The following is a 12,774-nucleotide window of genomic DNA, read 5'->3' as shown; positions in this document are numbered from 1 at the left end:
AACAAAGTAAAAGCAAAAAAGTGAAAGTAATAAGCCAAACTGCAAATGATGAAGACGCGAGCTGACTCGAGGGGCCTTTAAAAACTGCAGACAGTTTTTAAAGGTTCCTTAGAAGGGGAGCCCGGAGTGATAAAGGGAAACCCAAAGTGAGAACATGCATAAAGCACGTCCAGAAGAACCTTTATCGAGGCCGCCTAAACGCGGCAATTAGTTAACCACGGCGAAAACTAAAGCTATCAAAGCTTAAGGGATCACAATGCAGAACGGCGTAATGAAGGACTGGCTGGATTCGAGCTTTCTGGCAGGCGCGAACCAGACTTACATAGAACAGCTCTATGAAGATTATCTAACTGACCCCAATTCTGTTGATGCTGGCTGGAGAGAAATCTTCCAGCAACTGCCTGGAGCAGGCACCAACGCTGAGCAATTCCACTCACAAGCACGCGATTATTTCCGTCGCTTAGCAAAAGACTCGACTCGTTATCATACCTCTGTTAGCGATCCTGCAATCGATGCAAAACAAGTGAAAGTTTTGCAGCTGATTAACGCATTCCGCTTCCGCGGACATCAAAACGCAAATCTTGATCCATTAGGTCTATGGAAACGTGAATCTGTTCCAGATTTAGATCCAGCATTCCATAATCTAACGAAAGAAGATTTTGACGAAACATTCAATGTGGGTTCTTTTGCAATTGGCAAAGAGACCATGAAACTGAGCGATTTGTATGACGCGCTGAAACGCATTTATTGCGGTTCTATCGGTGCGGAATATATGCATATCACTAATACTGAGGAAAAACGTTGGATTCAGCAACGCCTTGAATCAGTGAATGTCGCTGAGCAATTCTCTAAAGAAGAAAAACGTCGCTTCTTGGCTGAGCTAACAGCAGCAGAAGGGCTAGAGCGCTATTTAGGCGCAAAATTCCCAGGTGCAAAACGTTTCTCATTGGAAGGTGGTGATTCACTGATCCCAATGCTGAAAGATTTGATTCACCATGCGGGTAAACAAGATACACGTGAAGTCGTATTAGGTATGGCTCACCGTGGTCGTCTTAACGTATTAATTAATATCTTAGGTAAAAAACCAGCAGAACTATTTGATGAGTTTGCTGGCAAACATAAAGACCATTCAAGTGCTGGTGACGTGAAATATCACCAAGGTTTTTCTTCTGACTTTGAAACCGCGGGCTCACGTGTCCACTTAGCGCTGGCCTTTAACCCATCTCACCTTGAGATTGTTAGCCCAGTTGTTATTGGTTCTGTTCGTGCTCGTCGCGACCGCCTTGATGAAGGTCGTAGTAATATGGTTCTGCCAATCACTATTCATGGTGACTCGGCGGTAACAGGTCAAGGTGTTGTTCAAGAAACGCTGAACATGTCTCAGGCACGTGGTTATGAAGTTGGCGGTACAATGCGTATCGTAATCAATAACCAAATTGGTTTCACCACGTCAAACCCGAAAGATACCCGTTCAACAGAGTATTGCACCGATATCGTGAAGATGGTTCAAGCACCTATTTTCCATGTCAATGCAGATGACCCTGAAGCGGTTGCTTTTGTCACTCGTCTGGCTCTGGATTTCCGCAATACCTTTAAACGTGATGTGATGATTGACCTCGTTTGTTATCGTCGTCATGGTCATAACGAAGCTGATGAGCCAAATGCAACTCAGCCAATTATGTATCAAAAAATCAAAAAACATCCGACACCACGTAAAATCTATGCGGATCGCTTAATCGAAAGCGGTGTTGTGACTGCTGATGAAGTTACTGAAATGGTTAACTTATATCGCGATGCATTGGATAGAGGTGATTGTGTCGTTGAAGAATGGCGTGAAATGGGTCTGCACTCTTATACATGGGAACCGTACCTGAACCATGAATGGAATGAAGAGTATAAATCCACATTTGATTTAAAACGTTTACAAGAGCTTGCAGTTAAAACCAGTACTATTCCAGCTGAAGTGGTTACCCAGTCTCGTGTAGAAAAAATCTATGCAGACCGCGCGGAAATGGCGCAAGGTAAAAAACTGTTGGATTGGGGTGCTGCTGAAACATTAGCTTATGCAACCTTAGTTGATGAAGGTATCCCTGTTCGTCTGTCTGGTGAAGACTCAGGCCGTGGGACATTCTTCCACCGTCACGCTGTTGTACATAACCAAACGAACGGTTCGGTCTATGTGCCACTGCAAAATATCCATAATGGCCAAGGCGTATTTAATGTTTGGGACTCTGTTCTGACTGAAAACGCAGTGTTGGCATTTGAATATGGCTATGCAACCACAGAACCACGTGCTCTGACAATTTGGGAAGCGCAATTTGGTGACTTCGCAAACTGTGCTCAAGTGGTTATCGACCAATTTATTAGCTCTGGTGAGCAGAAATGGGGTCGTATGTGTGGTCTAGTTATGCTGTTACCACATGGCTATGAAGGTCAAGGTCCTGAGCACTCATCTGCACGTTTAGAACGTTATCTGCAACTGTGTGCAGACCAAAATATGCAAGTGTGTGTACCATCAACACCTGCTCAAGTTTACCACATGCTGCGCCGTCAGGCTCTACGTGGTATGCGCCGTCCTCTGATTGTAATGTCACCGAAATCCTTACTACGTCACCCATTAGCGGTATCGAGTATGGAAGAATTGGCGAATGGTAAATTCTTGCCAGTTATCGGTGAAATAGATGAAATCAATCCGAAAAACGTGAAACGCGTCATTCTGTGTTCCGGTAAAGTTTATTACGATCTGTTAGAACAGCGTCGTAAGAACGAACAAACAGATGTTGCGATTATCCGTATTGAACAGCTGTATCCGTTCCCTCACGAAGATATCCAACAAGCGCTGGCGCAATATGCGCACGTTAAAGATTTTGTTTGGTGTCAAGAAGAGCCATTGAACCAAGGCGCTTGGTATTGCAGCCAACACAACTTCCGTGAAGCTATCCCAGCAGGGGCTACTTTACGTTATGCAGGTCGTGCTGCTTCTTCATCTCCAGCAGTTGGTTATACGTCCGTTCACTTAGAGCAGCAACAAGCTCTGGTTAATGACGCGTTGAACATTGAATAATTAAAGGATAGAAAATGAGTAGTGTAGAAATTCTTGTTCCAGATCTTCCTGAATCCGTTGCCGATGCTACGGTTGCCACATGGCATAAAAAACCAGGTGATAGCGTTGAACGTGACGAAGTGCTGGTTGAAATCGAAACGGATAAAGTTGTATTAGAAGTTCCTGCAAGTGAAGCGGGTGTATTAGAAGCTATCGTTGAAGATGAAGGCGCAACTGTACTGTCTAAACAGCTGTTAGGTCGTATTCGCTTAGGTGACAGCACGGGGATGCCTGTTGAAGTGAAATCCACTCAAGAAGCTGCACCTGCACAACGTCAAACAGCGAGCTTGGAAGAAGAGAGCAATGATGCACTTTCTCCAGCGATCCGTCGTTTAGTGGCTGAGCATGATCTCAATCCTGCTGACATTAAAGGCACGGGTGTTGGTGGTCGTTTGACTCGTGAAGACGTTGAGAAACACTTAGCAGCGAATAAATCAGCTCCGGCGGCTAAAGCTGAAGCGCCAGCTGCACCACAAGCACCTCTGGCTCATCGTAGCGAAAAACGTGTTCCTATGACGCGTTTACGTAAGCGTATTGCTGAGCGTTTATTGGAAGCGAAAAATAACACCGCGATGTTAACGACGTTTAACGAAGTTAACATGCAGCCAATTAAAGATCTGCGTAAGCAATATGGTGAAGCATTCGAAAAACGTCACGGTGTACGTTTAGGCTTTATGTCTTTCTATGTTAAAGCTGCGGTTGAAGCACTCAAACGTTATCCTGAAGTGAATGCTTCTATTGATGGTACAGACGTTGTTTACCATAACTATTTCGATATCAGTATTGCTGTTTCAACGCCACGTGGTCTGGTCACCCCAGTATTGCGTGATGTTGATGCAATGAGCATGGCTGATATTGAGAAGAAAATTAAAGAACTGGCAGTCAAAGGTCGTGACGGTAAGCTGACTGTTGATGATCTGACGGGGGGTAATTTCACAATTACCAACGGTGGCGTATTCGGTTCTCTAATGTCTACTCCTATCATTAACCCACCACAAAGTGCAATCTTAGGCATGCATGCTATTAAAGATCGCCCTATGGCGGTTAACGGTAAGGTTGAAATTCTTCCAATGATGTACCTTGCACTATCTTATGACCACCGTCTGATTGATGGTAGCGAGTCAGTTGGCTTCTTAGTCGCCATCAAAGATATGCTGGAAGATCCAACTCGTTTACTGCTGGACGTATAGCAACATAACAGGGCAGGGTATGACCTGCCCGGTCTGAAGTAACCGATGCAACCGGTTCGCCGGTTGCTAAATCAGTAACAATTGCAGGAGGCGAATAAACGCCTCTTCAGACTCAATTATGGATAGAACATCATGAATTTACACGAGTATCAGGCAAAACAGCTTTTTACACGCTATGGTTTGCCAGCACCAACGGGTTATGCCTGTACATCAGCAACTGAAGCTGTAGAAGCAGCAAAAAAAATCGGAAACGGCCCATGGGTTGTTAAATGCCAAGTTCACGCGGGTGGACGTGGTAAAGCTGGTGGCGTAAAAGTGACAAATGATATCAATGATATCAAAGAGTTCGCTGATAAATGGTTAGGTAAAAACCTTGTCACTTACCAAACAGATGCAAATGGTCAGCCAGTTAACCAAATTTTGGTTGAAAACGCGACTGACATTGCTAAAGAACTGTACCTAGGTGCGGTAGTTGACCGTGGCACACGTCGTGTTGTGTTTATGGCATCAACGGAAGGTGGTGTTGAGATTGAGAAAGTTGCTGAAGAAACGCCAGAGCTTATCCATAAAGCTGTTATCGATCCATTAACGGGTCCTATGCCTTTCCAAGGCCGTGAGTTAGCGTTCAAATTAGGCCTAACGGGTAAACAAGTTAGCCAATTCGCTAAAATTTTCATGGGTCTAGCAACGATGTTCCTAGAACGTGACCTTGCACTCATCGAAGTTAACCCATTAGTGATTAATACTGAGGGTGACCTTGTTTGTTTAGATGGTAAATTAGGTGTTGATAGCAACGCGCTATACCGTCAAGCAGAAATGCGCGAAATGCATGACCCATCTCAAGAAGATGCGCGTGAAGCACAAGCAGCTCAGTGGGAGCTGAACTACGTTGCGCTAGATGGCAACATCGGTTGTATGGTTAACGGTGCAGGTCTTGCTATGGGGACGATGGACATCGTTAAACTGCACGGTGGTGCACCAGCTAACTTCCTTGACGTTGGCGGCGGCGCAACGAAAGAACGCGTAACTGAAGCGTTTAAAATTATCCTTTCAGATAAGAGCGTGAAAGCTGTTTTCGTTAACATTTTTGGTGGTATCGTTCGCTGTGACCTGATTGCAGACGGCATCATTGGTGCAGTAGAAGAAGTTGGCGTAAATGTACCAGTAGTGGTTCGTTTAGAAGGTAACAATGCAGAGTTAGGTGCGAAAAAACTGGCAGATAGCGGCTTGAATATCATCGCAGCAAATAGCCTGACAGATGCAGCTAAGAAAGCAGTAGCAGCGGCGGAGGCTAAATAATGTCTATTTTAATTGATAAAAACACCAAAGTAATTTGCCAAGGTTTCACTGGCGGTCAAGGTACATTCCACTCTGAGCAAGCTATTGCTTATGGTACAAAAATGGTCGGCGGTGTAACGCCAGGTAAAGGTGGTACAACTCACCTAGGTCTGCCTGTATTTAACACCGTTCGTGAAGCTGTAGAAGCAACAGGTGCTACCGCCTCTGTGATCTATGTTCCGGCTCCTTTCTGTAAAGATTCGATCCTTGAAGCTATTGATGCGGGCATCAAACTGATTATTACGATTACCGAAGGTATTCCAACTCTGGACATGCTGACTGTTAAAGTAAAATTAGATGAAGCTGGCGTTCGTATGATCGGTCCAAACTGCCCAGGTGTTATCACTCCGGGTGAATGTAAGATCGGTATTCAACCCGGTCACATTCATATGCCAGGTAAAGTGGGTATCGTTTCTCGTTCAGGTACACTGACTTATGAAGCGGTTAAACAGACGACAGATGCTGGTCTTGGTCAATCAACATGTGTTGGTATCGGTGGTGACCCTATTCCGGGTTCAAACTTCATTGATATCCTGAAAATGTTCCAAGAAGATCCACAAACTGAAGCGATCGTGATGATCGGTGAAATTGGTGGTAATGCTGAAGAAGAAGCGGCTGCTTACATTAAAGACCATGTAACCAAACCTGTTGTTGGTTATATTGCCGGTGTAACTGCACCTAAAGGCAAGCGTATGGGTCACGCAGGTGCAATTATCGCGGGCGGTAAAGGTACTGCTGATGAGAAATTTGCTGCATTAGAAGCGGCCGGTGTTAAAACGGTTCGTAGCTTAGCGGATATCGGTGATGCAGTAAAATCACTGCTAGCAAAATAAGTTTAGTCGTTTGAACTGACGATTAAACCCAATTAAGCCCGCATTCAAATTCGAATCGCGGGCTTTTTATTTAAAAAGATGAAATTGCAACTCCTGTTCAAGCGCAATTAACTCTGTGGTCAGTGTGTATTCTCAGAACTCAGATCAGGTGGCTGAATCATAAGTTGAGTTGCTGACAACATCTTCGAGTACGTACTTACCTATCTATCGCTATCCATCCTGGCATCAAACGCGCGACTGTTATCCATCCATTGGTCAATTTTTTGTGTATCCGCGCTTTGTATGGTCGAGAGAAATTTCTAGCCTATAGGCTTTAAAAAAGCGTCATGATTGAGAGCAACGCCTAAATACTCGAATATTTTTTGATTGTGAAATCAGGGGTTTTGCGAGTAAAGCCGGCCAACGGCGGTATGTATCCCTTTCTACACGATGAACGCATGTCTACCACTCATGATAACCGTTTTACTGGGTGATGTGGGGGAGGGAGTGCAAGCCTAGCCGTATTCTGCCGTACGGTGGCACGTTTGGCGGTATTTGGGCGATCGAAGGTTTCTCCTTTAAATGATAAAACCGTTATTCAATAGCGAGTTATTTCACAAACAATCATTCAGAATCAACAGTATGCTAAAAAGAAGCCGCTGATGCTTGCTATAGCGCTAGGAGCGAAGCAAGCTACGTGCAATGTCCTAACAAGGGGGGCGTAAATTGACAGGCTACAATGCTGACTGAATGCGCTTGTGGATACTTTGGCGTTGAAGAGTATCTCACGTCGTTGATGGCAGTATTCTTGTGATTACTTGAATAAATAGATAGTCAATCAAGGATAAACTGCTGGTTATTTCGTCATTTTGGTAGGCTAAATAAGCTATTTTTTGTCAATCAACAGATATAATGCTGATGAATTGTGTTTCGTTAATAATAACGGTGTCGGTCAGAATTAATTAATCAGAAATAGCAAGTCATCAGAATTTATTTAGTAATTAATAAAAGTCATAATAAAAACAAAATAGGCTAAAATTATAAATTAAATTATCTTTTTATGAAGTTTCAAATCAAAAGTTAATTTTTTTAGGTAGTCTTTTAGAAAAATAAGAATATTTGTACTATTCTCAATAACACTCAATTAACATTTAACTAACCATTAATTGATGATAAGGATAATCAATTAACAATGCTTAAAAAATTGACGTAAATCAATTCATTAGTGCTGGCATTATTTTTCTAAATTGCTTAAATTGGTGCTCGATCAAATACTCGTTTTTCTATTATAGGGTATAATTATTGATATATATTCAGAATTCAAATCTGAATCACGCAAAAGAAGTTTATTGTATGTGAAGATAAGCGTACTATTATTATAGTGTCGTTAGAGTTTTGAATTTTGTTAATTATTTGTTGTTTTGAGGCATTTTTTGCTGGTAGTTAAGAGGCTTTCTTTAATTTTATTGGAAGCTGGGTTGCCGCAAGTCGGTGTCTTCCTGCTAGGAGCAAGGAGTCAAGATGTTTGATATTGTCGAACTGTCAAGATTACAGTTTGCCTTAACTGCGATGTATCACTTCCTATTCGTGCCATTAACGCTCGGTATGGCGTTTTTGCTTGCGATTATGGAAACGGTATATGTGCTGTCTGGTAAGCAAATTTATAAAGATATGACTAAGTTCTGGGGCAAGTTATTTGGTATTAACTTTGCTCTAGGTGTTGCCACTGGTTTGACTATGGAGTTCCAATTCGGTACTAACTGGTCTTACTATGCCCACTATGTTGGAGATATCTTCGGTGCACCTCTTGCAATCGAAGGTTTGATGGCATTCTTCCTTGAATCGACCTTTGTTGGTTTATTCTTCTTTGGTTGGGATCGTTTGAGCAAGACCCAGCACCTTGCAGTTACTTGGTTAGTCGCTTTAGGTTCTAACTTCTCTGCACTGTGGATTCTTGTTGCGAACGGCTGGATGCAAAACCCAATAGCAGCAGACTTTAACTTTGAAACTATGCGTATGGAAATGGTTAGCTTCTCTGAGCTAGTCTTAAACCCAGTTGCACAAGTTAAATTCGTTCACACCGTTGCTGCTGGTTACTGTACTGGTGCGATGTTTGTATTGGGCATTAGTTCTTACTACATGCTTAAAGGTCGTGACCTTGCATTTGCTAAACGTTCATTTGCGATTGCTGCAAGCTTTGGTATTGCGGCTGTGTTGTCTGTTATCGTTCTTGGTGATGAATCAGGTTACGAAATGGGTGACGTACAGAAAACCAAACTGGCTGCGGTAGAAGCTGAGTGGGAAACGCATGCACCACCTGCGGCGTTTAACCTAATTGCTTGGCCTGACACCGAAAAAATGGAAAACAAATTTGCGATTGAAATTCCATGGGTGATGGGGCTTATCACAACACGCTCACTCGACACGCCTGTCTTAGGTCTGAAAGATCTGATGAAGCAGCATGAAGTTCGTATCCGTAACGGTATGATCGCATACGGTGAACTGCAAGAGCTGTTAGCGGGCAATAAAGATCCTGAATTACGTAAGTCTTTTGAAGCAAATAAGAAAGATTTAGGTTATGGTCTTCTGCTGAAACAATATGCACCAAACATTGTTGATGCAACTGAAGCACAGATCCAAAAAGCGGTTAAAGATAGTATTCCAAATGTCGGTCCATTGTTCTGGGCATTCCGTATCATGGTTGGTGTCGGTTTCTTACTACTGATTATCATCGGTCTCTCCTTCCTTTCTGTTGTTCGCAACCGTATCGGCCAAAACAAATGGCTGCTGCGTACCGCATTGTTCGGTATCCCATTACCATGGATTGCGATTGAATCAGGTTGGTTTGTTGCAGAATATGGTCGTCAGCCTTGGGCTATCGGTGAGGTTCTTCCTGTATCCGTTGCACACTCAAACTTGACAACCCATGATCTGATTTTCTCTCTAGCTCTGATCTGTGGTCTGTATACACTGTTCTTAATTGCTGAATTGTTCCTAATGTTCAAATTCGCTCGTAAAGGGCCAAGCAGCCTGAAAACTGGCCGCTATCACTTTGAACAGAAAAACAGCTCTGCACAAGACGTTCAGTAAACAGGAGTCCACTTATGTTTGATTATGAAGTTCTTCGATTTGTGTGGTGGATTCTAATCGGCGTTCTGCTGATTGGCTTCGCTGTCACGGATGGCTTTGACATGGGCGTCGGCTTCTTATTACCAATTTTAGGTAAAACAGATACTGATCGCCGTATCATGATTAATGCGGTTGCACCGCACTGGGATGGTAACCAAGTTTGGTTAATCACTGCCGGTGGTGCGATGTTCGCGGCATGGCCACAAGTTTATGCTGCTGCATTCTCTGGTTTCTATGTCGCTATGATTTTAGTGCTAGCTGCGCTGTTCTTCCGCCCAGTCGGTTTTGACTACCGTTCTAAGCTGGAAAATCCAAAATGGCGTAACATGTGGGACTGGGGTCTGTTTATCGGTGGTTTCGTTCCACCACTGGTTATCGGGGTGGCGTTTGGTAACCTACTGTTAGGTGTTCCATTCCAAATCGATAACCAACAGTACCTGACTTATACAGGTAACCTGTTTGGTCTGCTAAACCCATATGGCTTGTTAGCGGGTGTTGTTAGCTTAATGATGATTGTGACTCAAGGTGCAACTTATTTGCAAATGCGTACAACGGGTGAACTACACCTACGCGTTCGTAAAGCAACTTATGTCACTGCATTACTGACCCTAATCGCATTTGCGGGTGCAGGTGCTTGGTTAGTGATGAGCATTGATGGTTATGTGGTGACGTCAACTATCGATACATTAAGCGTATCAAACCCACTGAATAAAACAGTTGAGGTTGCATCTGGCGCTTGGTTGACTAATTTTAACAACTACCCTGTATTGTGGGCTCTGCCTGCGCTGGGTGTGGTTTTACCACTGTTAACGATGCTGTTTAGTAAAGCAGACAAAAATGCGCTTGCGTTTGTGAGTTCATCACTGACTATCGCATGTATCATTTTAACTTGCGGTGTTGCTATGTTCCCATTCATTATGCCTTCAAGCATTATGCCAAACGCAAGTTTGACTATGTGGGATGCAACATCTAGCCTGTTTACTCTGCAAGTTATGACAGTTGTTGCTATTATCTTTGTTCCAATCGTATTGGCTTACACAGCGTGGTGTTACTACAAAATGTTTGGCCGTTTGGACAAAAACTTTATCGAAGGCAACAAGCATTCACTGTATTAAGGAGCATAACATATGTGGTATTTTGCCTGGATCCTCGGCACGCTGTTAGCTTGTAGTTTTGCAGTGATTGCAGCTCTAGCGTTAGAGCATGCGGAAGACAAAGCCGCAGCTAAAGATGGCGAGTAATAAATAATGCTGGTGGATAAATGCTATCAGCTATTGGATAAGGGGCCGATAAGGTTCCTTATCCTTTTATTAGCTTTGGTGATTGCGGGAAGCGTTATGTGGGATCCGACCCAATTCGCTGCAAAAACCAGTTCATTCCTAATTTGGCAAGGGTTATTACTTATTTGGGCAACGTGTAGCGCGATGATCTTTGGGGTTGGTTTTAGACCTAACAAATTGATTTGGCGAACAGTTTTCCATCCATTACCTGCTGTCATCATCCTTATCTGGGGCTTGGTTAAAGTCCTCAGCTAATCTAATTGTCAATTATGGGTCTGCGGATCCATAATTTTTTTTTGATAACTTTACCCCTAGGTCATTCCAAAGCGACACCGTCTTGAGTATAGTGGCACGGTTAATTAATTTAACCTAGGATGGAGTGGTTGTTATGTTATTTCGTTGGCCTGTTCGCGTCTATTATGAAGATACAGATGCGGGCGGTGTGGTTTACCATGCACGTTATCTTGCTTTCTTTGAACGAGCTAGAACCGAGATGCTACGGGATAAAGATATCAATCAACAAAGTTTACTAGCCGAGAACATTGGATTTGTTGTTCGGAGTATGACAACTGATTTTGTGAGAGCAGCTCGGCTGGATGATTTATTGGAAATTGAGACACAAATCGTGGAAATGAAGCGTGCCTCTTTAACCTTTCAACAAAGGTTAATTGATTCACAAGGTAACCTGCTTTGTGGGGCGACAGCCCTGATTGCTTGTGTGGACATATCAAAAATGAAGCCGACAGCGCTTCCTAAGTCTATTGTCGCGGAGTTTAAACAGTGACTGACATGAATATCCTGGATTTATTCCTAAAAGCGAGCCTATTGGTTCAGATCATTATGTTCGTTTTGATTGGTTTTTCTATCGCTTCTTGGGCCATCATTATACAGAGAACAAAAATTTTAAATGCGGCCACTCGAGAGGCTGAAGCGTTTGAAGATAAATTTTGGTCAGGTATTGAGTTATCGCGTTTATATAAAGAAAGTCAGGCACGCCGTGATTCGCTAAGTGGGGCAGAGCAAATTTTCCATGCGGGCTTCAAGGAATTTGTGCGTTTACACCAAGCTAATATTCACGCGCCCGATGCGGTGGTTACGGGTGCGTCTCGTGCTATGCGTATTTCGATGAACCGTGAACTTGAATCTGTTGAAGCGCATATTCCATTTTTGGGTACCGTTGGTTCTATCAGCCCTTATATTGGGTTGTTTGGTACTGTTTGGGGAATTATGCATGCCTTTATCGCGTTAGGTGCGGTGAAACAAGCGACGCTACAGATGGTGGCACCGGGAATTGCAGAAGCGTTGATTGCTACTGCAATTGGTCTGTTTGCCGCGATCCCTGCTGTTATGGCGTATAACCGTTTGAACCTGCGTGTGAACAAGCTAGAGCAGAGCTACGATAACTTTATGGAAGAGTTTCTGGCTATCTTACATCGCCAAGCATTCTCTGCTGACAAGAAATAATACGAGGGGATAAGCGAATGGCGCGCAATAGTCGCAGACGTGAGCTGAAATCCGAAATCAATATTGTTCCATTATTGGATGTATTGTTGGTGTTACTGCTAATTTTTATGGCGACAGCACCGATTATCTCTCAAAGTGTGGAAGTTGATCTGCCGGATGCCACAGATACCCAAACTGTATCATCAAGTGATAATCCACCGATTATTTTAGAGGTGGCGGGCGTTGGGCAATATAATATGTTAATTGATGGTGAGCGATTAGATTTGCTGCCACCAGAACAGATTGCCGCAGAGGCGAAAGCTCAATTAGAGAAAAATCCAAAGGCGATTTTCCTCATCGGTGGTGCAAAAGAAGTTCCTTATGATGAAGTGATTAAGGCATTAAATATTTTGCATCAGGCAGGCATCAAATCCGTCGGCTTAATGACTCAACCCATGTAGTTTGAGTGAGTAACGATT

11 protein-coding genes are annotated in these 12,774 nt (G+C 43.3%); all 11 read left to right on the top strand.

The window, feature by feature from the left end:
• The first annotated feature begins 256 nt into the window (after nucleotides 1–256).
• The 11 genes from sucA to tolR all read left to right on the top strand — a co-directional run bounded on the left by sucA (nucleotide 257) and on the right by tolR (nucleotide 12,756).
• Nucleotides 257–3,064, top strand: coding sequence for a 2-oxoglutarate dehydrogenase E1 component (gene sucA / locus P2E05_RS14845; RefSeq protein ID WP_154621926.1), 2,808 nt, complete (start codon nucleotides 257–259; stop codon nucleotides 3,062–3,064).
• Between the two features lie 14 nt (nucleotides 3,065–3,078).
• Nucleotides 3,079–4,293, top strand: coding sequence for a 2-oxoglutarate dehydrogenase complex dihydrolipoyllysine-residue succinyltransferase (gene odhB, locus P2E05_RS14840; RefSeq protein WP_154621927.1), 1,215 nt, complete (start codon nucleotides 3,079–3,081; stop codon nucleotides 4,291–4,293).
• Nucleotides 4,294–4,425: 132 nt separating this feature from the next.
• Nucleotides 4,426–5,592: an ADP-forming succinate--CoA ligase subunit beta gene (gene sucC / locus P2E05_RS14835; protein WP_154621928.1), complete on the top strand. Its 1,167-nt coding sequence runs from the start codon at nucleotides 4,426–4,428 to the stop codon at nucleotides 5,590–5,592.
• A complete protein-coding gene (gene sucD / locus P2E05_RS14830) occupies nucleotides 5,592–6,464 on the top strand; it encodes a succinate--CoA ligase subunit alpha (RefSeq protein WP_096618019.1) in 873 nt (290 codons plus the stop codon). The genes sucC and sucD overlap by 1 nt, the downstream gene beginning before the upstream one ends.
• 1,500 nt (nucleotides 6,465–7,964) lie before the next feature.
• Nucleotides 7,965–9,533, top strand: a complete 1,569-nt coding sequence (gene cydA, locus P2E05_RS14825; RefSeq protein WP_154624831.1) for a cytochrome ubiquinol oxidase subunit I — start codon at nucleotides 7,965–7,967, stop codon at nucleotides 9,531–9,533.
• Between the two features lie 14 nt (nucleotides 9,534–9,547).
• A complete protein-coding gene (gene cydB / locus P2E05_RS14820; RefSeq protein WP_154624832.1) occupies nucleotides 9,548–10,687 on the top strand; it encodes a cytochrome d ubiquinol oxidase subunit II in 1,140 nt (379 codons plus the stop codon).
• Nucleotides 10,688–10,699: 12 nt separating this feature from the next.
• The gene (gene cydX, locus P2E05_RS14815; protein ID WP_008912071.1) at nucleotides 10,700–10,813 is read left to right on the top strand and encodes a cytochrome bd-I oxidase subunit CydX; all 114 of its coding nucleotides are present in this window, start codon (nucleotides 10,700–10,702) and stop codon (nucleotides 10,811–10,813) included.
• A gap of 6 nt (nucleotides 10,814–10,819) precedes the next feature.
• Nucleotides 10,820–11,107 (top strand): cyd operon protein YbgE, encoded by a 288-nt coding sequence (gene ybgE, locus P2E05_RS14810; RefSeq protein WP_154624833.1) that lies wholly within the window; start codon nucleotides 10,820–10,822, stop codon nucleotides 11,105–11,107.
• Nucleotides 11,108–11,240: 133 nt separating this feature from the next.
• Nucleotides 11,241–11,636 carry a tol-pal system-associated acyl-CoA thioesterase gene (gene ybgC, locus P2E05_RS14805; protein WP_420794206.1) on the top strand — a complete coding sequence of 132 codons (396 nt, stop codon included), beginning with the start codon at nucleotides 11,241–11,243 and terminating at the stop codon, nucleotides 11,634–11,636.
• Complete coding sequence (gene tolQ, locus P2E05_RS14800; protein ID WP_163862761.1) at nucleotides 11,633–12,316, top strand: Tol-Pal system protein TolQ; 684 nt, start codon at nucleotides 11,633–11,635, stop codon at nucleotides 12,314–12,316. Before ybgC ends, tolQ begins: the two co-directional genes overlap by 4 nt.
• Before the next feature lie 17 nt (nucleotides 12,317–12,333).
• On the top strand, nucleotides 12,334–12,756 hold the full coding sequence (gene tolR / locus P2E05_RS14795; RefSeq protein ID WP_154624836.1) for a colicin uptake protein TolR: 423 nt from the start codon (nucleotides 12,334–12,336) through the stop codon (nucleotides 12,754–12,756).
• Nucleotides 12,757–12,774 lie beyond the last annotated feature (18 nt).

It is taken from the genome of Providencia stuartii (assembly GCF_029277985.1).
Taxonomy (GTDB): domain Bacteria; phylum Pseudomonadota; class Gammaproteobacteria; order Enterobacterales; family Enterobacteriaceae; genus Providencia; species Providencia zhejiangensis.
Note: the sequence above shows the minus strand (reverse complement) of the source record. Positions and strands in the feature narration are given on the sequence as shown.

Bases quoted from the DNA above. Each gene is read 5' to 3' on its own strand.
- sucA (WP_154621926.1), top strand. From the start codon at position 257: ATGCAGAACGGCGTAATGAAGGACTGGCTGGATTCGAGCTTTCTGGCA.
- odhB (WP_154621927.1), top strand. From the start codon at position 3,079: ATGAGTAGTGTAGAAATTCTTGTTCCAGATCTTCCTGAATCCGTTGCC.
- sucC (WP_154621928.1), top strand. From the start codon at position 4,426: ATGAATTTACACGAGTATCAGGCAAAACAGCTTTTTACACGCTATGGT.
- sucD (WP_096618019.1), top strand. From the start codon at position 5,592: ATGTCTATTTTAATTGATAAAAACACCAAAGTAATTTGCCAAGGTTTC.
- cydA (WP_154624831.1), top strand. From the start codon at position 7,965: ATGTTTGATATTGTCGAACTGTCAAGATTACAGTTTGCCTTAACTGCG.
- cydB (WP_154624832.1), top strand. From the start codon at position 9,548: ATGTTTGATTATGAAGTTCTTCGATTTGTGTGGTGGATTCTAATCGGC.
- cydX (WP_008912071.1), top strand. From the start codon at position 10,700: ATGTGGTATTTTGCCTGGATCCTCGGCACGCTGTTAGCTTGTAGTTTT.
- ybgE (WP_154624833.1), top strand. From the start codon at position 10,820: ATGCTGGTGGATAAATGCTATCAGCTATTGGATAAGGGGCCGATAAGG.
- ybgC (WP_420794206.1), top strand. From the start codon at position 11,241: ATGTTATTTCGTTGGCCTGTTCGCGTCTATTATGAAGATACAGATGCG.
- tolR (WP_154624836.1), top strand. From the start codon at position 12,334: ATGGCGCGCAATAGTCGCAGACGTGAGCTGAAATCCGAAATCAATATT.